Origin of the sequence: Sorangium sp. So ce131, assembly GCF_051519095.1 — a bacterium.
Taxonomy (GTDB): Bacteria; Myxococcota_A; Polyangia; order Polyangiales; family Polyangiaceae; genus Sorangium.
Genome location: NZ_CP150455.1, coordinates 1,861,374 through 1,883,051, shown reverse-complemented (window position 1 = coordinate 1,883,051; position 21,678 = coordinate 1,861,374). Strand labels below are relative to the sequence as shown.

The following is a 21,678-nucleotide window of genomic DNA, read 5'->3' as shown; positions in this document are numbered from 1 at the left end:
GCCGCGTTGAGCAGTGAAGAGATGGCAGCTCCACTTACTCGACAGGACGAGGAGGACAAGATGAGATTCGGAACCAAGCAGAGCTTGTTTGCGGCGGCGACGGGCATCCTCGTCGTGTCGTGCGTCATCGGCCCCGAGGAGGCGTACGACGCCGACATCGAGGAGAAAGGCTCGCTCGAGGGCGCCATCACGGTCGACACGAGCGCGGTCTACACGATCGTCGGCGTCCAGAGTGGAAAATGCGTGCAGGTGTCTGGAGGCAGCACCGCGGATGGAGCGGCCATGCAGATCGCCAGCTGCAACGGCTCAACGCGGCAACAGTTCCGCATGGAATCGGCGGGCGGCGGCTACTATCGCATCCGCAACGTCAACAGCAACCGTTGCATGGACGTCACGGGCGCCTCCACCAGCGACGGCGCCGCCGTCCAGCAATACTCCTGCTGGACCGGACAAAACCAGCAGTGGTCGTTCACGGACGTCGCCAGCGGCGTCGTGCGCCTCACCGCGCGCCACAGCGGCAAGTCCCTGGACGTCTACGGCCGCGGCACCGCGGACGGCACCGCCGTGATTCAATGGGCGTCGAACGGCGGCACCAACCAGCAATTCCGACTCACACCCGTGAGCTCGGGAACCGGCGGCACCGGCGGCTCAGGCGGCACGGGCGGCTCAGGCGGCTCCGGCGGCTCAGGCGGCTCCGGCGGCTCCGGCGGCTCCGGCGGCTCCGGCGGCTCCGGCGGCTCCGGCGGCTCCGGCGGCTCCGGCGGTACGCGCAGCGCCGGCTGCGGTATTCCCACCTCCCTCGCCAGCGGTAACCGCACCATCAACGTCAACGGCACCACGCGCCAGTACGTGCTCGACATCCCCGCGAACTACGACCCGAACAGGGCGTATCGGCTGGTGTTCGGCTGGCACTGGCGCGGCGGTTCGGCCAACGACGTCGTGAACAACGGGTACTATGGGCTCAAGGCGCTGGCGAACGGCAGCGCCATCTTCGTCTCGCCGAACGGCATCGACAGCGGCTGGGCCAACTCGGGCGGGCGCGACATCGCCTTCGCCCGCGCCATGGTCGACACCCTCAAAGCCAACCTGTGCGTCGACACGAGCCGCGTCTTCTCGACCGGGTGGAGCTTCGGAGGGATGATGTCGAACGCGCTCGGCTGTGATATGCCCGACGTCTTCCGCGCCATCGCGCCGATGTCCGGCGCCCTCTACAGCGGCTGCAACCAATCCAACACCCAGCCTGTCGCCGTCTGGATGTCGCACGGCCTGTCCGACAGCGTCGTCCCCGTCTCGGCCGGAAGGACGGCGCTCGACGTCTTCGTGCGCAAGAACGGCTGCAGCGCCGAGACGACCCCCGTGGGCCCCAGCTCGTGCGTCGCCTATCAAGGGTGCCGGGAGGGATACCCGGTGCACCGCTGCGAGTTCCCCGGTGACCACCAGACGCCGAGCTTCGCGAGCTCGGCCATCTGGAACTTCTTCACGCAATTCTGACCTCGCGTGTCCATGCACAACACGCGATAGATTCTTCGGCAGAAACGGCAGCTGGGTCGCACGCGCAAGGCGGGCGAGGGCGCCGGGCGGGCCGAGGCGGGCGGCGAGGGTCATGATCGCGGCCCAGTGATCGCGCGGGGGCTCGTCGTGAAAGGCGACGGGCACGTCGAGCCCGCGCGCGAGCGCCTCCGCGACGGCGATGGGGCGCGGGCGTCCGCGGGCACCCCGAAGGCGGCGAGCGTGAATACCGGCATGATGGCGCCGAACACGCCGAGCCCCATGAACGCCGCGATCCCGAGGTGCAGGAGGGCCGTGGCCACGATGACGGCGCGCCGGGTGAGCCGGGGCCAGATGAGGAATGCATACCCGATCTCCACGCCGAGCACCGCCCACCCCGCGGCCTGCGCGATCCACGGGTGCCAGGCCAGCCAGGAGAAATCGAGCTGGCGGTACTCCGGGAGCATGACCGAGCGCCAGATCGCCTCGCCGTTCCACCACGACGGGCCTGACGCCTTTTCCAGCCCGCTGGCAAGGTATGCGATGCAGAGGTGCAGCTGGACGACGCGCAGCCCGAGCCGCGCGGCCGGCGTCGGCTCGGCGGCCGCGCGGCTCGGCCCGCGCATCCATCGATCGACGGACAGCGCGGCGCCTGACGGGATCCAGACGAGATAGAAGAGAAAGATGTTGGCGAAGAGATCCGCTCCGTAAACGGTGGCGTCCGCCGTCACCATCAGCATCCTGTGGGTGATCCACGCGATCAGGGCAGAGGCCCTCGTCCGGAACCCGCAGAGCAGCGAGGCGAGGGAGAGCACGTAGACGGCGCCGGTGCATGCGAGGAGCGATGTCTCGCGGATCCCGAGCGGGCCGAGCCGCTCGGCCAGCCAGCCGATTCCCGGCAGATGGATCTCGGCGAAGGCCTCCCGCAGCGGGCCCTGGAGGATGCCTGCTGGACCGTAAAGCTCGAAGAGCGCGGGAGCGACGAGCGCCGCCTGGACGAGGAGCACGGTCGCGAGCCCGATGCGGAGCGCCGCGAGGGGCTCTGCGGACGCAGGGGCGAGCGCGAAACGCTCGATGAGCGAGGCGACGCGGGAGAGTCCCGCTCTGCAGGAGATCCCGCGCGGCCCGATCACGGCGCACCGCCGTTTCTCTGCCGGGCGGCCGGACCCCTGGACCGCGAGACGAGCTTCGCCTGATAGAGCAGGTCCCACGCCGGACGGCGGCCCTCGCGGTACTGCTGCATCGAGGGCAGATCGCAGATCTCCAGCCGGACGACCACGCTCTCGGCCCCGGGGTACCTCGCGAACATCTTGCCCGCCCACGAGGCGACGAGCGAGCGCCGCAGCGCCTCGCCCTCCGCCTGCAAGAACAGCGAGAGGATGCTCCTGACGCGGAGATCCGCCTCGTGGTTGGCTCCGGACTCCAGCACCTCGGCGTGGACCACGCCGTTCGCGTCCGTGACCTGGAACCTGGCCCAGGGCAGCGCGCTGACCGCGGGAGCGAAGAAGTTGTAGCCGCTGCCGGCGCCGGAGAGCGCACCATGATAGGCGATCACCCCGCCGAGTGCCCCCGCCTTCTGCGGATCGACGTGGAGCGCCCCGAGGACGACGCAGCCGAGGTGCGCTGCGGCGGCGGCGACGATCAAGACGGTGCGCCCACGGCTTCGTGCTCTTCCACCCATGAGGATCCCTTCCGACTTCACGCGCCTTCAGGCCCTGCGCGGCCGCGCGGCGCCGAGGCGCGGCGGCTGGGCCTCGGCGCCTCGACGCTGCGAGCAGCGCGCCATCATCGATCGTCGGGGACGTCCACCTCCGGCGTGGGAATGCCCCCTCCCGGAGCCGCCTCAACGCCCGAGGAGAGCGAGCGCCACGGCCGATGCCACCCGTACGGCCGGAAGCCCGGCCGGTAGCCGTACGGCCGGTAGCCGTAAGCGCTGTATGGCCGGTAGCCATACAGGCCGTACGGCCGGTAGCCGTAAGCGCTGTATGGCCGGTAGCCATACAGGCCGTACGGCCGGTAGCCGTAAGCGCTGTATGGCCGGTAGCCATACAGGCCGTACGGCCGGTAAGCACGATATGGGGCCACGACGACCCGGGATTCGTCGAGCTCCGGGCTCGCCGTCTCCTCGACGATCACGAGCTCCTCTATCGGCGTTGTGGTCTCCGCTGCAGCGAGCTGCGTCGTGCCGAAGGCGATGCCGGACAGGGGCAGCGCACAAAGCGCTCTCACCAGCTTCATCATGGACTCCTTTTCAATGCGAGCGGCTGGATCGGCGTTATCCCATCCAGGCTGCGACCTTGACGATGCAAGCGTGAGGCCCGTTTACGGCGTACCGCCGGCGCTCCGCGCCGCGGCGTCGACTCCCGACAAACCCGGTTCCGCGCAGGGCGCCCCGGCCGACGGAAGTTCGAGTGTGCAGGCGGCGGTCAGCGCCCGGCGCTCGAGGCCCCGGCGTGCACGATCGCGCGTGTCGGACTCGCGGCGACCGCGCCCCGCTCGGCTCGGCGGATGATGAGGACATCCGACAGGTCATCGACGATCCCGCGGGCGTCGCCGACCTCGAGGTTGACGAGCACGGTGATAGAAGCGTCGCTGTCGACCGCGTAATAGGACGAGGACACGAATCCCCAGATACCGCCGTCATGCCCGTACTGGGTGCCGAGCCGGGATTCACGGCGGGACAGCCCGAGCCCGTATCCGGTGACCTCGCCCGGCCTCGCGTCCACCCAGGAGGTCATCTCCGCGAGCTCGGCTGGGCCGAGCAGCTCGCCGTCGAGCACCCCGCGGTAGAAGCGCGTGAGGTCATCGGCCGTCGAGACCAGGGCGCCCGCGGTGCCGGCCGCCGACGGATCCGCCGCGGACGTCGTGTCGACGAGCTTCCCCCGGTCAACCCCGTAGCCGCGCACGAGGCCCGGCAGGGCGGCCTCGGCGCCGTCGAGGTAGGTGTGCGCGAGCCCTGCCGGCTCGAGGATCCGGGCGCGGAGCAGCTCGCCGACGGGCTCTCCCGACGCGGCTTCGAGGATCAGACCAGCGATGATGTAGTTGGTGTTGGAGTAAGCGAAGCCCTGCCCAGGCTCGAAATACGGCGGATGCGACGCGGCGACCTCGATGAGCTCCCGGGGCGTCCACGCGCGTTTTGGATCGGAGAGGGCCGCGGACCAGAACTCGTCGCTCTGCGTGAAATCGTAGATACCGCTCGTGTGGTTCAGGATCTGCCGGACGGAGATCTGCTCGCCGTCGGGGACGCCCTCCACGTACTTGGAGACGTCATCGTCGAGCGACAGGCGGCCTTCGGCGCGCAGCATCAGCGCCAGCGTGGCCATGAAGGTCTTGGTGATGCTCCCTACCCGAAAGAGGTCATCGGGTCGCATGGGGACCTTCGCCTCTGCGTCCGCCACCCCGGAGGCGCCGCGCCAGCTGCACGCGCCGAGGCTCACGGCGGCGGCTGCGCCGGGGAGCCCCTGCTCCTCCACGGCCGCGTCGAGCGCGGCCTGGAGCTCGGCCGAGACCTCGTCGCAATCGACGCTCGTCCCGCCGCCCGCGCCCCCGGCGGTCCCTACGTCACCGCCCCCGATTCCACCGCCCCCGCCGCCCTCACCGAGCGAGCTCGCCTCTGGCTGAAGCGACGCGGGCGAGGAGCTGCCGCACCCGGCGAGCAGAGCGGCCCCAGCGCAGGCGAACAAAGCGGTCCGCTGAAAAACACGGCTCATCGATCCGATCTCCACGATCCCCCAATGAAATTCACTGCTGTGCTCCGCCGTGCTGCTCCCGAGAGCGTCTCAGGGCGGCCCTGCGAAGGGCGCGCATCAACGCGCAGGTGGTGTGAGGGTGTCAACGCGCGCGGACGACAAGGGTGCCCTCCCCGACACGATCACAGCAATGCCAGCCGCGAGCGGCTTCGCCGCGGTAGGCCGCGTCACAGCGTCGGATACGCCTGGAAGGGTCAGCGAGGCAGCCGCTCCATGAAGCGCGCGATGTGCTGGGCGATCTCGACCGGCCGCTCCTCCACGGCGAAGTGCCCCGCGTCGAGCAAGTGGAGCTCTGCGTCGGGGAGATCGCGGAGATACGCCTTCGCGCCGGCGCTGACGAAGTCCGCGTCGTTGCGGCCCCACACGATGAGGGTCGGCGGCTTCCGGGTGCGCAGGAACACACGCCATGACGGATAGCGATCGACGTTCGTCTGGTAGTCCTGGATGAGCTGGACCTGGATCGCGCGATCCTGCGGGGTGGCCAGCCACGCGAGGTCGTGGGTCCAGGCGTCGGGGCTCACGCGCTCGCGGTGCGCCGCCGGCACGTGCCGGAGGTATTGCTCCTGCTTGACCCCCTCGGCGCTGACGAGCTGGGCGACGGCGGCGGCGCTCGCCGGAGACCGGTCCTCGTGGGCGTGCCGGATGCCCACCCGCAGCGCCTCGGACAGGCCTTCGACGTACGCGTTGGCGTTCTGCACGATGAGCCCGCGCAGCCGCTCGGGGTGGGCCTCGGCTGGCCTGGACGATATGGCCAATCCCTCCGCTGTGCCCTACGGACGTTGCCGAAGTCGCCCAGGTGCTTGCCCTCGTCGACCGCGCGCGACGCCGCCTCCGCAATGCCCGGCATGAAGCCGAATGCGCCCCCCTGGATTCGTGTGTTCGTGAGCGGCGTCGCTCAGCCGCCGGGCAGCCCCTCGGCCTCGCCGGGCGGCCCCTCCGCCTCGCGCGCCTGTCGCCGCAGCCGCTCGAGCGCGAGCAGCGGCCGCTCCCGCTTCTCGTGCAGCTCGCCGAGGCAGGCGCCGCTGCCGCGCTCGAGCGCGCGGCAGCAGTCCGGGCGCATCTCGTAAATCGAGCACAGGAACCGGCCGAGCTCCGCGTCGAGCACCAGCGCGGCGCAGCGGCCGTCCTCGATCCGCATGAAGCAGCGGTTGCCGACGAAGTGCGTGAGCTCCCGCGCGCGGTCATCCATGCGGTCGTGGTCGACCCCGAAGACGCGGACGTACTCGGGCAGCGTCGAGAAGCAGCAGGTGCCGCACGTGGTGCACTCCGGGACGGCGTCGCCGCCGCCCGCGGCCGCGCCGCCGCCCTCGCGCGCGCGCGTCAGAGCCGGACCTCGACGTGTGTCCCGCGCTTCAGCTCCTCGAGCCACTTCTGCTTCGCCTTCTGCAGGATCTCCGCCTGAAGGCGCTGGAGGATCTCCGGGCGGGCGGCCTCGAGCGTCGTGAAGCGGGAGGGCTGACGGCTCAGGAGCTTCATCACGACGAACGCGTCGCCCGCGCGCATCGGCCCGACCACGTCGCCCGGCTCGATCCCCATCAGCGCGCCCTCGAGCTCCGGGGCCATCACGTCGTACTTGCCGGCCGCCGCGGACTGCGACCCCTGGGGCGCGCGGATCCCGAGATCGCCGCCGCCGTCGCGGGTCGCGGTGTCGTCCGAGAACTGCCGGGCGAGCGCCGCGAAATCCTCCCCGCGCCGCGCGCGCTCGGCGAGCGCCGCGGCGAGCGCGCGGCGCTCCTCGACCGCCGCCGCGCTCGAGCCGGGGAGGATGCGGAGGACGATCCACGCCGGGTGGTAGTCGCGCCGCCGGCGCTCCTCGCGCACGAGCCGGGCGAAGGTGGACTGCACGTCCTGCTCGGTGAGGCGCATGCGGCCCCGCACCCGGAGCTGCAGCATCTTGCCCTCGAGGATCTGCCGGCGGATCTCGTCGCGGTACTCCTGCTCGGTGAGCCCGGAGCTCGTCCGCGCGAGCCGGAACAGCTCCTCGACCGTCGTCTGCTCCGCCGCCGCGATGTTCCGGAACGCGGACTCGATCTCGTCCGACGTCACGCGGATGTTCGCCCGCTCGGCGGCCTGGCCCTCGAGCTCCTCGTCCACCATCTTCTGGATGAGCTCGCGGAAGAGCTGCGACTCGGCCGCCGCCTGCTGCGCGCCCGGCGGGACCTTCGCCTGGATCTGCAGGAGGAAGGGGCGCGCCCGCTGCCGCAGATCCGACAGCAGGATGGCCCGGTCCCCGACGACGGCGACGATGCGCTCGCTCACGACCGCCTCGGCGAGCGGAGCGAAGAGGCCGGCGGCGGCGACGAGCCCGGCGAGGGCGAGGCGAAGCGGTGCGCGCATGCGGCGCCTCTACCACGTGAGTCCAGCTGCTTCCATGCGTTTCCGGCCCAGCGCGGCGCCGGGATGACGCGGCGCGTACCGGGGCGACGCGGGCTGTCCAGCCTGTTGCCGCAGCGATCCCGGCGCGGTAAGCGGCCGCCATGACGAGCTGGTCGAGCCGGACGATCACGGGGTGTACTCCGGCGAGACGGCGTTCAGCAAGCTCGGCGACTGGCTCCCGGACGGGACCGTGGAGGCCTATCGGAAGCACCTAGTGCTCTGAGTTGATCCTGCATTCTGCCGGTAAGACGGGCCCTTGGCGCCGGGCGAAACCTTTCCCACAATCCCGGCCCTTTCAACCCTCGAGGAAACAGTGGAAACGCAAAATTCTACCATCATCTACACGAAGACAGACGAGGCGCCGGCCTTGGCCACGTATTCGCTCCTCCCGATCGTCGAGGCGTTCACGAAAGCCGCCGGGGTCCGAGTCGAGACGCGCGACATCTCCCTGGCGGGCCGCATCCTCGCCAACTTCCCGGAGCGCCTGACGGACGGCCAGAAGCTCGGCGACCACCTGGCAGAGCTCGGCGAGCTGGCCAAGACGCCGCACGCCAACATCATCAAGCTGCCCAACATCAGCGCCTCGATCCCGCAGCTCGTGGCCGCCATCAAGGAGCTGCAGCAGCAGGGCTACGCGGTGCCGGACTATCCCTCCGAGGCGAAGACGGAGGAGGAGAAGGCGATCAAGGCACGTTACGCCAAGGTGCTCGGCAGCGCCGTGAACCCCGTCCTGCGCGAGGGCAACAGCGATCGCCGCGCCTCGCCCGCCGTCAAGGCCTACGCCAAGAAGCACCCGCACTCGATGGGCGCGTGGAGCCGTGACTCGAAGAGCCACGTCGCGCACATGTCGGGCGGCGACTTCTACGGCAGCGAGAAGTCGGTCGTGGTGGACAAGGCGCAGGAGCTGAAGATCGAGCTCGTCGCCGGCGGCAAGACGACCGTGCTCAAGCCGAGCGTCAAGGTGCAGGCGGGCGAGGTCGTCGACGCCAGCGTGATGAGCGCCAAGGCGCTGCGCGCGTTCTACGCCGAGCAGGTGGCGGACGCGAAGAAGCAGGGTGTGCTGTTCTCCCTGCACCTCAAGGCCACGATGATGAAGGTCAGCGACCCGATCCTCTTCGGGCACGCCGTCAGCGTGTTTTACGCCGAGGCGCTCGACAAACACGCGGCCACGCTGGCCAAGGTCGGCTTCGACCCGAACAACGGCATCGGCGACCTGTACACCAAGATCCAGAGCTTGCCGGCAGACGAGAAGGCGAAGATCGAGGCGGACATCAAGGCCGTCTACGAACAGCGCCCGACGCTCGCCATGGTCGACTCCGACCGCGGCATCACCAACCTGCACGTGCCCTCGGACGTGATCATCGACGCCTCGATGCCGGCGGCCATCCGCTCCAGCGGCAAGATGTACGGCACGGACGGCAAGCTCTACGACACCAAGTTCACGATCCCCGATCGCTCCTACGCCGGCATCTACCAGGCCACGATCGATTTCCACAAGCAGCACGGCGCGTTCGACCCGCGCACGATGGGCAGCACGCCGAACGTGGGGCTCATGGCGCAGGCCGCGGAGGAGTACGGCTCACACGACAAGACCTTCAAGATCGCCGAGAGCGGCACGGTGCGCGTCGTCGATGCTTCCGGCAACGCCCTGCTGGAGCAGAAGGTCGAAGCTGGCGACATCTTCCGCGCTTGCCAGACGAAGGACGTCGCGATCAAGGATTGGGTCAAGCTGGCCGTCACCCGCGCGCGCGCCACGGGCGCCCCGGCGGTGTTCTGGCTCGACGAGAACCGCGCCCACGACAAGAACCTGATCGCCAAGGTCAATGCCTACCTGTCCGAGCACGACACCAAGGGCCTGGAGATCTCGATCAAGAGCCCGGTGGAGGCGATGAAGTTCACGCTCGGCCGCATGAAGGAGGGCAAGGACACCATCAGCGTCACCGGCAACGTGCTGCGCGACTACCTGACGGACCTGTTCCCGATCCTGGAGCTGGGCACCAGCGCCAAGATGCTCTCCATCGTGCCGCTGCTGGCGGGCGGCGGCCTCTACGAGACCGGCGCCGGCGGCTCGGCGCCGAAGCACGTCCAGCAGCTGCAGAAAGAGAACTACCTGCGCTGGGACTCGCTCGGTGAGTTCCTGGCGCTGCAGGTCTCGATCGAGGACCTCGCCAACAAGACCAGCAACGAAAAGGCCAAGGTGCTCGCCAAGGCGCTGGACACGGCGATCGGCCTGTTCCTCGAGAACAACAAGAGCCCGGCGCGCAAGGTCGGCGAGATCGACAACCGCGGCAGCCACTTCTACCTCGCGCTCTACTGGGCGCAGTCCCTCGCCAAGCAGACCGAGGACAAGGAGCTGGCGGCCAAGTTCGGCGAGCTCGCCAGGACCCTGACGGACAACGAGTCCAAGATCGACGGCGAGCTGATCGGCGCGCAGGGTAAACCCGTCGACCTCGGCGGCTATTACCACTTCGATGATCAGAAGACGTCCGCCGCGATGCGGCCCAGCGTCACGCTGAACGCGGCCATCGACGGCTTCTCCTGAGCCGCGCGGGCCCCCGCCGAGCGCGCGCGTGCACACGGGCGACGCGCTCGGCGGCGGCCGCCGAGCGTCGGCGGCTCACCCCTGCGCGAGCTTCGCCGGATCCGTGGGCGGATACACCGCCCGCCGGTCCTTGCGATCGCGGACGGCCTCGCGCGCGAGCGCGTCGGCGCGCTCGTTGAGCAGCACGCCCGCGTGCCCGGGCACGTACACGAGGCGCGCGGCGGGCCGCCGCTCCTTGAGCGCGCCGAGCACCCTGGCGACGAGCTCGGTGTTCGCCTTCGCCTTCCACCCCTTCTGGAGCACGCCGATCGAGTACTGGCTGTCCGTGTGGATGACGAGGGGCCGCCCCGGCGCCGCCTCCTCGAGCGCGCGCAGGATGGCGGTCAGCTCCGCGATGTTGTTGGTCCCTGTGCCGAGGTACTCGCTGAGCTCGATCCGCCCGCCGCCGTCGAGGATCACGACGCCGAGCCCGGCGGGCCCCGGGTTCCCCGAGCACGCGCCGTCGGCGTAGACGACGACGGCCCCCTCCGGGATGGGCGCCTCCGCGGGTGTCCCCCGCGCCGTCCCCTTGCGCTGCGCGCGCGCCGGCCCGGCCGCCGCCGGAGCGCCCGCGCCCCCTGCCCCCTCGGCCTCGCCAGCGCGCGCCTTCGCGACGGCCTCGGCGGGGCCGCAGGTGTCGTCCGGCAGCACCTTCGGGTCGGCGACCGTCAGGTTCTCGGCCCGCGCCTTGTACCTGCGGCCGTCGTGCGGCTTGTAGCGGATCTCGACGCCGCCGTCCTCCACCGCGAAGGCGCCGGCGGCGTCCGTGCGCGCGTAGATGGTTTGACCTCGAAGTGATGCGCGGACCCAGGGCACGCGCGCACCCTGGCATGGATCGGCGGCCGGCGGTACGGGGGACCAGGCCAGGCGGGCGCGGCCGAGGCGGCGGCGCGCTCACCGCGCGATGCAGAGCGCGAGCGTCCACGAGGTCAACGTGCCGGCGTCGGACCCGGCGTCGTCCTCGACCCGGAGCACCCACGAGCCGCTCGCCGGGCCGGACGTGAGCGCCCCGAACGACTGCTCCGGCCGGAAGCATCCGCGGAACGGCGGCGCCCCCGCGGCGATCGGCGTCGCGCAGCTCATGTCGAACACGGTCCCGCGGTAGTGGTCGCCGGAGCCGCCGTTGTCGCTGGAGACATCGACCGTCGATCCCGCCGGGGAGGTGAGCGAGATATCGATGTCCGCGTCGAACGTGTGCGCGACGTCGACCGCCAGCGCCACGCGCCGGACCACGCCGCCCGCGGCGACGGCGACCGCGCTCGACGTGGTCCCGCGATCCGGGACGGCCCGGGGCGTGTCCGCGGACGACTGCACCCACAGCACCTGCCCGGGCGCACAGGCGCTCCCGAGCCGCTCGCAGCCGAGCGCGCAGTCCGGGTCGGCGCAGTCGGCGTCGCCGTCGAGGTCGTCGTCCGCCGCGTCGCTGCAGTTGCGCTCGGCGGCCTGGATGCACACGCTCGGCGCGCCCCGGCAGGCGTAACCCGGCTCCGCGGCGCAGCTCGAGCTGCAGCCGTCGCCGTTCGACCGGTTCGCGTCGTCGCAGCCCTCGGCGCCCGCCCGCACGAACCCGTCGCCGCAGCGCGCGGCGCGGCACGTGATCGGGCAGCCGTCGTCGCTCTCGAGGTTGCCGTCGTCGCACTCCTCGCCGGCCCGGACCACGCCGTCGCCGCAGCCCTCGCGCAGGCAGCCGGGCGTGCACCCGTCGCCCGCGCTCCGGTTGCCGTCGTCGCACGCCTCGACGCCGGCGCGCGTGAACCCGTCGCCGCACACGGCCCGCGCGCAGGTCGTCGGGCAGGCGTCGGCGTCGCTCGCATTGCCGTCGTCGCACGCCTCGACGCCGGCGCGCGTGAACCCGTCGCCGCACGAGGCGGCCACACACGTCGCGAGGCAGGCGTCGGTGTCGCTCGTGTTGCCGTCGTCGCACGCCTCGCCGGCGGCGTTGACCACGCCGTCGCCGCACGCGGGCGCGGCGCAGGTCCCCGCGGCGCTGCACACGCCGCTCAGGCAGTCGCTCCCCGCCGCGCAGCGCATGCCGCTCGCGCACCCGACGCAGGCCGGGCCGCCGCAGTCGATGTCCGTCTCGTCCCCGTTCCGGGCGGTGTCCGTGCACGACGCGAGGCACGTCGTCCCCGAGCACCGGCCGCCGAGGCAGTCGCCGTCGACCGCGCACGCCTCCCCGGTGGCGCACGGCGGGCACCCGGGGCCGCCGCAATCGACGTCCGTCTCGACCCCGTTCCTCGCGCCGTCGAGGCACGAGGGCGCGCTGCACGTGCCGTCCGCGCAGATCCCGCTCTGGCAGTCCGCGCCGCCGAGGCAGGCCTCGTGATCCGCGCAGGGCACACACGCGCCGCCCCCGCAGTCGACGCCGGTCTCCACGCCGTTCAGCACGCCGTCGCCGCAGTCCGGCGCCACGCACCGGTTCGCGACGCAGCGGTTGCTCAGGCAGTCGCCCGGGGCGAGGCACTCGACGCAGGCGCCGAGCCCGTCGCAGTAACGCGCGTCGGGCGCGCCGGGCTCGCCGCACGCCGTGGTCGGCGGCGCCGGCGGGTTCTCCGGCGCGCCGGCGACGCAGACGTCGGCCGAGCACGGATCCCCGTCCGAGAAGACGTCCTGCGCGTCCTCGATCGCGATGACGGCGCCCTGCCCGTCGCAGACGCGCGCCGCGCAGTCGCCCGGGACCTGCTCCGCCACCGGCCTCCCCCGCGGCGCGTGGTCGACGCCGCACCGGCCGCCCTCGCAGGTGCGGCGCTGGCATTCGCCGTCGACCCCGGGGCACTCCTCCGCCGCTCCGCAGGGCGGCGCGCCGCCCGCGCCGCCCGCCCCGCCCTCGCCGGTCGCGCCGCCGGCGCCCCCCGCGCCGCCGGCCCCGGGGCCCGGAGCCTCCCCGTCGCGGTCGCCGCCGCACGCGGCGACGCACGCGGCGACCGCGCCGGCGACGACGAGCGTCGGCACGACCCTCGTGAACGGAGCGCTTCTGAGGAGGTCCGCTGGCACTGACACCTCGATTCCTCCGCTTCTCGCGGGAACGGCGGTGTCCCATCAAGGCCCGATCCGGGCCTGACGGACACCTCGGCGGCGCATCGGCGCACTAGCCTGATATGGAATCGAGAGGGCGCCAGCGGCGAGGCGACGCCGAGGAGATCCGGAGTTCGGGGGCGCCCCGGGCGTCTGCCGGGCCGCGCGGCCGCCGGTCCGGCGGCGACAGAGCCGCGTCAGTACTCGACATCTTGCTTGATGACGAGCTCCGAGGACGGCGATTCGGGGTTGCTGGTGTTCTCGAGGCTGATGACGAGCTCGAAGCGGGTCATGGGCACGCTCACGTCCTTGAGCTTGCCGGTGCGGTCGTCGACGTCGTACTTGAGCGCGCCGATCCGCTGCCAGGGCGAGTCGCTGTCCGGGCGCGCCCAGACGACGAAGGCGGATTTGCTGTTGTCGAGGCGCTCGGGAGGCGGGAGATCCTTCACGTTGATGTCGAGGCGCGTCATGGCCGCGTCGAAGTTGACGTCGGCCACGATCACGGCGTCGGCGCCAGGCGCCTTCCCCATGCCCTGCGGCGTGTAGCGCAGCGGACCGCCGCAGCCGGCCATCATCGCGCACGCGAACGCCACGACGGCGAGCCGCAGCATCCTGGATTCATGTCCTCTCATCTCTGGTAGTCCTCCTTCGTCCCTCAGCTGCGGGCGAAGACGCCTCGCGAGCCGCCGGCACCGGCCGGCGGCCGAAACAACCGCGGCATCATAGCCCTTTTCGGCCCCGCCGATGGAGCGCGCGGCACGCGCCGCCTCGCGCGCGCCGCTCCGGCCGCTCCGCCGCCTCGCGCGCGCCGCTCCGGCCGCCCCGCCGCCTCGCGCGCCGCTCCGGCCGCCCCGCCGCCCCGCGCGCCGCTCCGGCCGCTCCGCCGCGCGCACCGCTCCGGCCGCCCCGTCGCCTCGCGTGTGCATGCCCCCGCCGGGCGCGCTCCGTCGAGCACCTCGATCAGCAGGGGCCCGGCCCTCGCGCGCGTCGGTCCTCGCGCGGCCGCCGCCGGCGCGGCCCGGTCCCCGGAAACCGGAGTGCGCGACGGGTGGCGCGACGCGCGGCGTCGACGGATCGCATGGCGAAGCGCCGTCCATAGACTAAAGTCTCGAATTCGAGATGGATTTGGCACACACGCGGCTCGGAGCCCGGGGCGATCGCTGGTCGACCTCGCGAGGAATCCTGGACGTCCGCACGCCCGCGTCCGACGTCGTCACGCGGCGCTTCGAGGGCTACGCGACGCTCGATCTCATCGAGCCCGCGCTCAGGCACCTGGAGGCGCTCATCGCGTCGGGCGTGCAGCCCCTCCTCTTCAACGATTTCGAGCTCGGCACCGGCTACGACAGCGACGTCCGGACCCGGCTCACGGCGTGGCACCAGCGGCACGCGGACGACGTGAAGGAGATCCATATCCTCGTCCGGCCGGGGCTCGTCGCCATGGGCGTCACGGTCGCCAACCTCGCCATGGGCGGCCGCTTCATCACGTACACGGATCGCTCGGCGTTCGAGTGGGCGCTCGCCGGCGTCATGACGTCGAGGATCACGGCCGGCCCGCCGTCGCTGCGCGCGCCGTCCTCTGTGCGTTGACGAGCGTTGACGAGCGTTGACGAGCGTTGACGAGCGTTGACGAGCGTTGACGAGCGTTGACGAGCGTTGACGGGCACGCCGGGCGCCGCGCCGCGCCGCGGGCCGCCGACGCCCCCGCCGCGGCGGGGGCGCCGCGCCGCCCGCTCAGCGCCGCTCGAGGCCGTGCGGCGTGCCCTCGCCGTACCCCGACGGCGTCTGCACCCCGATGACGGCCTTCTCGTGGAGCTCGTCGAGGTTCGTCGCGCCCGCGTAGGTGCACGCCGACTGCACGCCCGTGATCATCTCGATCAGGATGGCGCCGACGCTCTCGCGCCCCTCGCGGATGTAGATGCGCGACGTCGAGATGCCCTCGCGGAAGAACGCCTTCTTCGCGCGCTCGAACGGATCGAGATCGGCGGTGCGCTCGCCGACCGCGCGGGCGCTCGCCATGCCGTAGTTCTCCTTGTAGAGCAGCCCCTCGCGGTCCTCCATCACGTCGCCGGGGCTCTCGTAGGTCCCCGCGAGCGCCGTCCCGACCATGACGCGCGAGGCGCCGGCGGCCAGGTAGAGCGCCACGTCGCGCGGGTGGCGGACGCCGCCGTCGGCCCAGACGCGCTTGCCGTGGCGGGCGGCCTCGCGGGCGCACGCGAGCACCGAGGAGAACGTCGGCCGGCCGGCGCCGGTCTGCATGCGCGTCGTGCACATCGCGCCGGGGCCGACGTTCACCTTCACGATGTCGGCGCCCGCCTCGATGAGGTCGCGCGTCCCCTCCGCGGTGCAGACGTTGCCGGCCACGAGCGGGGTGGCGTCGCCCGTCACCTTCCGCACCGCGCGGACCGCCTCGATCATGCGGCGCTGGTGGCCGTGCGCCGTGTCGAGCACGATCGCCGAGACGCCGATCTCGCGCAGGCGGCCGGCGCTCTGGGCCGCCTGCGCGGAGATGCCGATCGCCGCCGCGACCATCAGCTCGCCGCGGCCGTCGAGCGTCGGCCGGAGCAGCTCCAGGCGCACGGCGTCGTCGCGGGTGAGCACGCCGTGGAGCCGCCCCTCCTCGTCGAGCACGGGGACCGCCTTCACGCGCGCCTCCTCCATCAGCAGGAACGCCGCCCGGTTCGGCGTGCCGACCGGGATCGTGATGAGGCGCGACGACATGAGCGCCGACGCGGGCGTGTACTGGTCGCGGTTGCGCAGGTCGGCGTGGGTGACGATGCCGATGGGCCGGCGCTCGTCGTCGACCACGACGACCATGTCGTGCGACCGCTTCCGGATGATGCCGTGCACGTCGCGGAGCGTCGCCCGCGGGGACACCGAGAGCGGCGTGTCGTAGCGCGGATCGGCGCGCTTGATGTGGCGCACGATGCGCTCGACCGTGTCGAGGTCCATGTCCTGCGGGAGCACGCCGAGCCCGCCGAAGCGGGCCATCGTCTCGGCCATCCGCTTGCCGGTGACCGCGTTCATGTTCGCCGAGACGATCGGGTGCGAGCCGCCGGCGAAGTCCGTCGGGCGCAGGTCGGTCTCGAGGCGGGAGCCGCCGGCGAAGTAGCCGGGCGTCAGGAACACGTCTTCGAGGGCGAGCTCCAGGCTCTCGTCACGCTCGGGGTGGAGGAAACGCATGCACAGCTCCGATCAGGGGTGGGGCGCCGCGACCCGGCGCGGCGCGGGCGCGCGCGGGAGTCTAGCCCCGGGGGCGCATCACGCCGTCCAGGATCTCCGCCACCCGCTCCGCGGCCGCCTCGGCCGAGAGCTCGCGCGGCGGCGTCGCCGGGGCCGGGAGCGCGCCTGTCTCCCGGAAGCGGGCGAGGTGGCGCGCGAGCGCGGCGGCGATGCCGTCCACGTCCGCGGGGTGCACGCGCGCGTTGTCGCTCCGGTACGCGAGCAGCTCGTCGACCTCCCGGTTCGCCGTGGCGCTGACGATCGGCATCCCCGACGCGATGTAGTCGTAGGTCTTGGCGGAGATGCGGAGCACCACGTGCGGGCTGAACATCGTGAACAGCACGTGCGCCCGCCGGAGCTCGCCGAGCACGTCGCGCTGCGGGACCGCGGGGAGGGCCTCGACGAACGGGGCGAGCCCCATCCGCTCGAAGCAGGCGCGGTCGTGGTCGGACATGCGGCCGATCTGCCGCAGCACCACGTCGCCGGGGGCGAGCCGCTCGCGGTCGATCAGCCGGCGCAGCGCGGCGCCGACGAGCTCGGCGGAGGCCTCCTCCCGGAGCGTGCCGAGGTGGAGGACGACGAAGCTCCGGGGCGGCTCGGGCGCGGGCGGGGGCGCGTAGAGCGAGAGGTCGTAGTGGTTGCGCACGAACGAGGACTTGCGCTCTAGCTCCGGGAACCGCGCGCGGTAGGCCTCGAGCGCGCCCCGCGTGTTGAGGATCACGTGGTCGGCGCCCTCGAGCCAGCGTCGCTCCAGGCGCGGCACGACGGCGCGCCGCGCCCGCTCGGCGAGGCCCGACGGCGGGCCGCTCCCCGTCTCGTGCAGCGAGTACGGGTCGCGCAGGTCGAGCACGAGCGGGACGCCGAGCGCCCGCTTCACGTGCAGGCCGACGGGGCACGCCGAGTACGGGCCGGCGCTCACCACCACGGCCCGCGCGCCCGCGCGGCGCGCGAGCGCGACGGCCGCCCGCGCCCCGTGCGGCGCGTGCGCGATCCAGCGGTCGGTCAGCGCCTGGAACGGGCGGAGCCCCACGAGCGGCTTCGCGCGCCCGCCCGCGCGCGGCGCGAGCCCGGCCGCGCGCGGCGCCCGCACGCGCAGCGCGCGCAGCGCGGACGCCGCGGCGAGCACGGCCGGATCCAGGTACACGTCGGCGACCTCGACCTCGGGCGGCAGCGCGGCGAGCAACCCGTCGTCGCGCGGATCCCCGGGGAAGGTCCCCGACAGGACGACGGGGCGGAAGCCGTGCCGCGGCAGGTGCCGCGCGAGCTTCACCCAGCGGAAGGCGCCCACGCTCGTCTGGGGCGCGAACGCGGGCGAGATCAGCAGGAACGGGCGCACGCGGGGCCTCAGGCGTCGGCGTGGCCCTCGCGGGCCGGCGCGCGCGGCGCGCCGTCGCGCCCGTGGGTGAGCAGGTCCGCGTAGAGGCCGAACAGCGCGTCGAAGTGCTCGTCGCTCGTGGGCAGCCGCTCCCCCGCGGCGCGGGCCGCCGCGGCGCGCTCGCCCCGGGGGCGCGAGAGCGCCCGCTCGATCGCGGCCGCGACGTCGGCGGGCGTGCCGCGCGGCGGGTACACCTCGGCGGCGCCCGGGCTCACGAAGTCCATCGCCGCGCCGGCCGCGGGGACGACGAGCGGCAGCCCCGAGCAGAGCGCCTCGCCGAGCACGAAGCCGAACGTCTCCGCGGCGCCCCCGTGCACGAACACGTCGGCGCTCGCGAGCAGCGCCGCGTAGGCGGCGCGATCCTTCGCGAACCCGAGGAAGCTCACCTCGGGGAGGCCCGCCGCGCGGCGCTCGAGCCGCGCGCGCTCGGGCCCGTCGCCCAGGATCGCGAGCGCGACCGGGCGCCGCGCCGCGAGCTCCCGCGCCGCGTCGATCACGAGCGCGACCCGCTTCTCGACGGCGAGCCGGCACGCGACGAGCAGCAGCGCGGACGAGGGCTCGTCCGCGAACCGGCCGAGCAGCCCCCGCCGCACCTCGGCGTCCGCGCGCGACGGGCCGAACTCGCCCCGCCGCACGCCGAACGTCACGCGGTGGACGCGCTCGCAGCCGTGGCGGCGGAGCTGGTCGGCGATGAACCCGCCCGGCGCGATCGTCGCGTCGAACCGCCGCGACAGCGCCCGCGGCCAGGCGAACAGCGCGCCCTCGACGACGCGGGCGACCGCGCGCGGGCGCAGCCGGTCGAGCAGCGGCGCGGCGTAGGTGCTGATCTGGTCCGAGTGGTACACGAACGTGCGGAGGGGGGCGCTGCGGTCGCTCGCCACGGCGAGCGCGGCCGTGTACGGCGCGCTCGCCTGCAGCACGTCGGGCCGCTCGCGGCGGACGATCGCGCGCACCGCCCCGAGCCGGAGCAGCGCGTGGTACGTCGGGTCGTACGGCATCGGCGGGCCCGCCACCCGCACGATGCGCCCCCGCTCGAGCGGCACCTCCTCGTCGCGCGGCCCGGGCGCCACGACGACCACCTCGTGACCGCGCCGGCTCCCCTGGCGCACGAGCTCCTCGAGGTACGAGCGCACGCCGCCCCCGCGGGACGAGAAGAACTCCGCGACGTCGAGGATCTTCACGAGTGGTTGCTCCCGCGAAAGAGGATGCCGCTCTTCCACGCGCCCCCGAGCCACCCGCGCCGGTTCATCACGTGGAGCAGCGCCGGGAGGAACAGGAGCGCGCTCGCCACGCACGCCACCTCGCCGCTCATCGCCACCCAGCCGAACGAGTTGAGCGCCTGGTTGTCGGCGAAGATGAGCGAGCCGTACCCCAGCACCGTCGTGTAGCTGCAGAGCGCCACCGGCCCCGCCGAGCGCTTGACCGCGAGCGCCACGTCGCCGCCGAGCAGCCGCGCGCGATCGAAGACGTTGAACGGGTACTCGCAGCCGATGCCGAACGTGATCGGGAGCGCGATGAAGTTCAGGAAGTTGATCTTCACGTCGAGCATCGCCATGGCGACGGCCGTCCCGATCACGCCGAGCAGGAGCGACGACAGCACCGAGAACGCGCCCGTCAGGCTCGCCGTCGCGAGCACCACCACGACGGTGACGGCCAGGAATGACGCCGCCGTCGCCAGCGGCCCGTCGCGCTCCATCGACCGGATCATCTCGGCGAAGACCGTGGGCCTGCTCGCCGTGACCACGTGCGTCCCGTCGGGCAGGACGATGTTGCCGGTCGTGTCCGCCATCCGCAGGAGGTTCCTGCCGTTCGAGAACGACACGTTGTTCTTGTACTTCACGTAGAACACCGTCCCCACGACGCCGTTGTTCTCCTCGAACCTTCGCCGGATGAGGTCGGGCAGGTCCTCCGGCGCGATGACGCGCAACGACTCCGGCGGCTTCATCTGGAGGACCTTCTCCCGCTCCTCCGGCTTCAGCGACTTCAGCACGCGCGGCGTCAGCCGGTCCCGGATGCGCTCCAGGATCTCGATCTTCCGGCGCTGCTCCTCGGGCGTGCCGGGCATGACGTCCGCGATCGTCGCGACGTCGGCGACGAGCTGCCCCTCGGGGTCCTTCGCGTCGTTCGCCAGGATCTGCGCCTTGATGGCGGGCACCTGCTCCGGGTAGTCCGCGAGCATCATCGCGCCCGCGACGTTCATCTTGCCGCCGAAGACCTCGGACGCCTTGCGCGACCAGCTCCCGGCGCCCCGGTTCTGCGAGCTCTTCGAGCCGAGGCGCGCGAAGTTGTACTCCCACGGGTCCTTCACGTACGCGGGGAGCTTCCACGCCGCGAAGGCGAGCGTGAGCGGCGCGACCGCGAGGATCGCGACCCGCCACCGGAACGTCACGCGCGCGAGCCACCGCGCCCCGGGCCCCGCGGCGCCCTCGCCGGAGACGCGCGGCGGCGGGTCGCGCAGCCACGCCGGCAGCCTCGCCTGGATGCGCTCGATCGCGACGAGCGTCGCGGGCACGAGCGGCACGATGGCGATCCACACCATGAGCATCCCGACGAAGCCGATCGTGCCGAACTGGCTGAACCCGCGGAACTGCGTGATCGTGAGCGATCCGTAGGCGATCGCCGCCACGCAGGCCCCGACGAGCTCGGCGCGGAACGCGTTGAGCACCGCCTCGCGCCGCGCCTCGCCCGCGGCCATGCCGCGCGCGCGGAAGTCGCGGTACCTCGACAGGAGCACGATCGGGTAGTTGACCCCGTTGCCGACGATGATCGCCCCGAGGAACGCGCCCACGGTGTTGACGTAGCCGTAGGTCGCCGTCGCGAACGCGTAGCCGGCGCTGGCGCCGAGGGCCGTGGGCAGGGCGATCACCACGAGGGCCCAGGCCGAGCGGTAGTAGATCACGACGCCCCCGAGGATCAGCACGAGCGCGATCACGGTCGCCCACACCGCCTCGCTGACGAGCGAGCGCTGCTCGGCGATCGCGTTCGGGATGTCGCCCGCGTACCCGACCTGCATCTCCGGGTGGAACGACGCGGGGCCGAGGCGCCCGGCGAGCGCGGTCACGTCGTCGAGGAGCTGCGCCGCGCTGCGGTCGCCCATCCCGGCGCTCCGCGAGACGATGCGGAGCGCGACCATGCGCCCGTCGGGGGTGGCGAAGTAGCCGCTCGGGAACTCGTCGATCTTCTTCAGGCGCCGCTCTAGCTCGTTCCACGTCTGGTCGAGCGACAGGCCCTTCTTCGCCGGCTCGCCCGCCGGCGCGGCCGCGCCGTCCGCCCCGCCGGCCTGCTCGCCCCCGCCGCCCTCCTCGAGATCCTCGATGAGGCCGCCCCGCAGGGCGAGCTCGAGCTCGATCGCCTCGTCCGCCGCCTCGAGCTCGCGCACGCTCGCGTAGAGCCACTTGTTCTCGTCGAAGAACCGGCGCACCTCCTTCGTGCCGGTCTCCATGTACCGGATGAGCGACGGCGGCCCGCACGCCTTCCGGCACGCCTCGTCGGCGCACGCCTTCAGGCAGGCCTCCTGCCGCCGGAGCGGCTCGCCGAGCTGCTCCGCGAGCGCGTCGATGAACCGCTCGTTCGCGCCGCGATCCGGCGACTCGGCGATCACGATGAGCTGCGCGCCGCCGTCCACGCGCTTGACCTGGCGCTCGTACGCCATGAACGCGGGGCTGTCGCTCGGCAGGAGCTCCCGCAGCTCCGTGCGGAGCTCGAGCTTCGACGCGTAGCCCCACAGCCCGGCCATGGCGACCACCGCCGCGGCGATCACGTGCCAGGGACGGCGCCCGCTGAGGTCGACGAGCGCCCCGATCATCCTGAGGATCATGCGAAGAACACCTTGAAACCGGCGCCACACGCGGCCCGGCGCGGGCAGGTCTTACCAT

17 protein-coding genes are annotated in these 21,678 nt (G+C 72.6%); 3 read left to right on the top strand and 14 right to left on the bottom strand.

Annotated features, from left to right (window positions below; translation table 11 throughout):
• Positions 1 to 60 precede the first annotated feature (60 nt).
• Positions 61 to 1,491 carry an RICIN domain-containing protein gene (locus WMF43_RS06855; RefSeq protein WP_437678399.1) on the top strand — a complete coding sequence of 477 codons (1,431 nt, stop codon included), beginning with the start codon at positions 61 to 63 and terminating at the stop codon, positions 1,489 to 1,491.
• Positions 1,492 to 1,601: 110 nt separating this feature from the next.
• On the opposite strand, the gene WMF43_RS06850 is transcribed toward WMF43_RS06855, so the two are convergent.
• The 7 genes from WMF43_RS06850 to WMF43_RS06820 form a co-directional block, all read right to left on the bottom strand.
• On the bottom strand, positions 1,602 to 2,621 hold the full coding sequence (locus WMF43_RS06850) for an HTTM domain-containing protein (protein ID WP_437678397.1): 1,020 nt from the start codon (positions 2,619 to 2,621) through the stop codon (positions 1,602 to 1,604).
• Positions 2,618 to 3,133 carry a hypothetical protein gene (locus WMF43_RS06845; protein ID WP_437678395.1) on the bottom strand — a complete coding sequence of 172 codons (516 nt, stop codon included), beginning with the start codon at positions 3,131 to 3,133 and terminating at the stop codon, positions 2,618 to 2,620. The genes WMF43_RS06850 and WMF43_RS06845 overlap by 4 nt, the downstream gene beginning before the upstream one ends.
• 140 nt (positions 3,134 to 3,273) lie before the next feature.
• Positions 3,274 to 3,726, bottom strand: a complete 453-nt coding sequence (locus WMF43_RS06840; RefSeq protein ID WP_437678394.1) for a hypothetical protein — start codon at positions 3,724 to 3,726, stop codon at positions 3,274 to 3,276.
• Between the two features lie 188 nt (positions 3,727 to 3,914).
• Positions 3,915 to 5,198 (bottom strand): serine hydrolase domain-containing protein, encoded by a 1,284-nt coding sequence (locus tag WMF43_RS06835; RefSeq protein WP_437678392.1) that lies wholly within the window; start codon positions 5,196 to 5,198, stop codon positions 3,915 to 3,917.
• Between the two features lie 233 nt (positions 5,199 to 5,431).
• Positions 5,432 to 5,992 (bottom strand): alpha/beta hydrolase, encoded by a 561-nt coding sequence (locus WMF43_RS06830; protein ID WP_437678390.1) that lies wholly within the window; start codon positions 5,990 to 5,992, stop codon positions 5,432 to 5,434.
• Between the two features lie 140 nt (positions 5,993 to 6,132).
• Positions 6,133 to 6,606, bottom strand: a complete 474-nt coding sequence (locus WMF43_RS06825) for a YkgJ family cysteine cluster protein (RefSeq protein WP_437678388.1) — start codon at positions 6,604 to 6,606, stop codon at positions 6,133 to 6,135.
• Entirely contained in the window at positions 6,558 to 7,574 is a 1,017-nt protein-coding gene (locus WMF43_RS06820) for a SurA N-terminal domain-containing protein (protein WP_437678386.1), read from the bottom strand. The genes WMF43_RS06825 and WMF43_RS06820 overlap by 49 nt, the downstream gene beginning before the upstream one ends.
• A gap of 352 nt (positions 7,575 to 7,926) precedes the next feature.
• On the opposite strand from WMF43_RS06820, the gene WMF43_RS06815 reads away from it, so the two are divergent.
• Positions 7,927 to 10,155 (top strand): NADP-dependent isocitrate dehydrogenase, encoded by a 2,229-nt coding sequence (locus WMF43_RS06815; protein WP_437678384.1) that lies wholly within the window; start codon positions 7,927 to 7,929, stop codon positions 10,153 to 10,155.
• 75 nt (positions 10,156 to 10,230) lie between these two features.
• Here WMF43_RS06815 and WMF43_RS06810 read toward each other — a convergent pair whose 3' ends face one another.
• The 3 genes from WMF43_RS06810 to WMF43_RS06800 form a co-directional block, all read right to left on the bottom strand.
• On the bottom strand, positions 10,231 to 11,010 hold the full coding sequence (locus WMF43_RS06810; RefSeq protein ID WP_437678382.1) for a ribonuclease HI: 780 nt from the start codon (positions 11,008 to 11,010) through the stop codon (positions 10,231 to 10,233).
• Between the two features lie 78 nt (positions 11,011 to 11,088).
• Positions 11,089 to 13,146, bottom strand: a complete 2,058-nt coding sequence (locus WMF43_RS06805) for a DUF4215 domain-containing protein (protein WP_437678381.1) — start codon at positions 13,144 to 13,146, stop codon at positions 11,089 to 11,091.
• A 260-nt stretch (positions 13,147 to 13,406) separates the two neighbouring features.
• Positions 13,407 to 13,841: a hypothetical protein gene (locus tag WMF43_RS06800; RefSeq protein WP_437678379.1), complete on the bottom strand. Its 435-nt coding sequence runs from the start codon at positions 13,839 to 13,841 to the stop codon at positions 13,407 to 13,409.
• A gap of 487 nt (positions 13,842 to 14,328) precedes the next feature.
• Between WMF43_RS06800 and WMF43_RS06795 the strand changes: the two genes are divergently transcribed.
• Positions 14,329 to 14,796, top strand: coding sequence for a hypothetical protein (locus tag WMF43_RS06795; RefSeq protein WP_437678377.1), 468 nt, complete (start codon positions 14,329 to 14,331; stop codon positions 14,794 to 14,796).
• 144 nt (positions 14,797 to 14,940) lie between these two features.
• On the opposite strand, the gene WMF43_RS06790 is transcribed toward WMF43_RS06795, so the two are convergent.
• The 4 genes from WMF43_RS06790 to WMF43_RS06775 form a co-directional block, all read right to left on the bottom strand.
• Positions 14,941 to 16,389, bottom strand: coding sequence for a GuaB1 family IMP dehydrogenase-related protein (locus tag WMF43_RS06790; RefSeq protein ID WP_437678376.1), 1,449 nt, complete (start codon positions 16,387 to 16,389; stop codon positions 14,941 to 14,943).
• Positions 16,390 to 16,450: 61 nt separating this feature from the next.
• Positions 16,451 to 17,764 carry a glycosyltransferase gene (locus WMF43_RS06785; RefSeq protein WP_437678374.1) on the bottom strand — a complete coding sequence of 438 codons (1,314 nt, stop codon included), beginning with the start codon at positions 17,762 to 17,764 and terminating at the stop codon, positions 16,451 to 16,453.
• 8 nt (positions 17,765 to 17,772) lie between these two features.
• On the bottom strand, positions 17,773 to 18,984 hold the full coding sequence (locus WMF43_RS06780) for a glycosyltransferase (protein ID WP_437678373.1): 1,212 nt from the start codon (positions 18,982 to 18,984) through the stop codon (positions 17,773 to 17,775).
• Entirely contained in the window at positions 18,981 to 21,620 is a 2,640-nt protein-coding gene (locus WMF43_RS06775; protein WP_437678371.1) for an MMPL family transporter, read from the bottom strand. Before WMF43_RS06775 ends, WMF43_RS06780 begins: the two co-directional genes overlap by 4 nt.
• Positions 21,621 to 21,678: the final 58 nt, after the last annotated feature.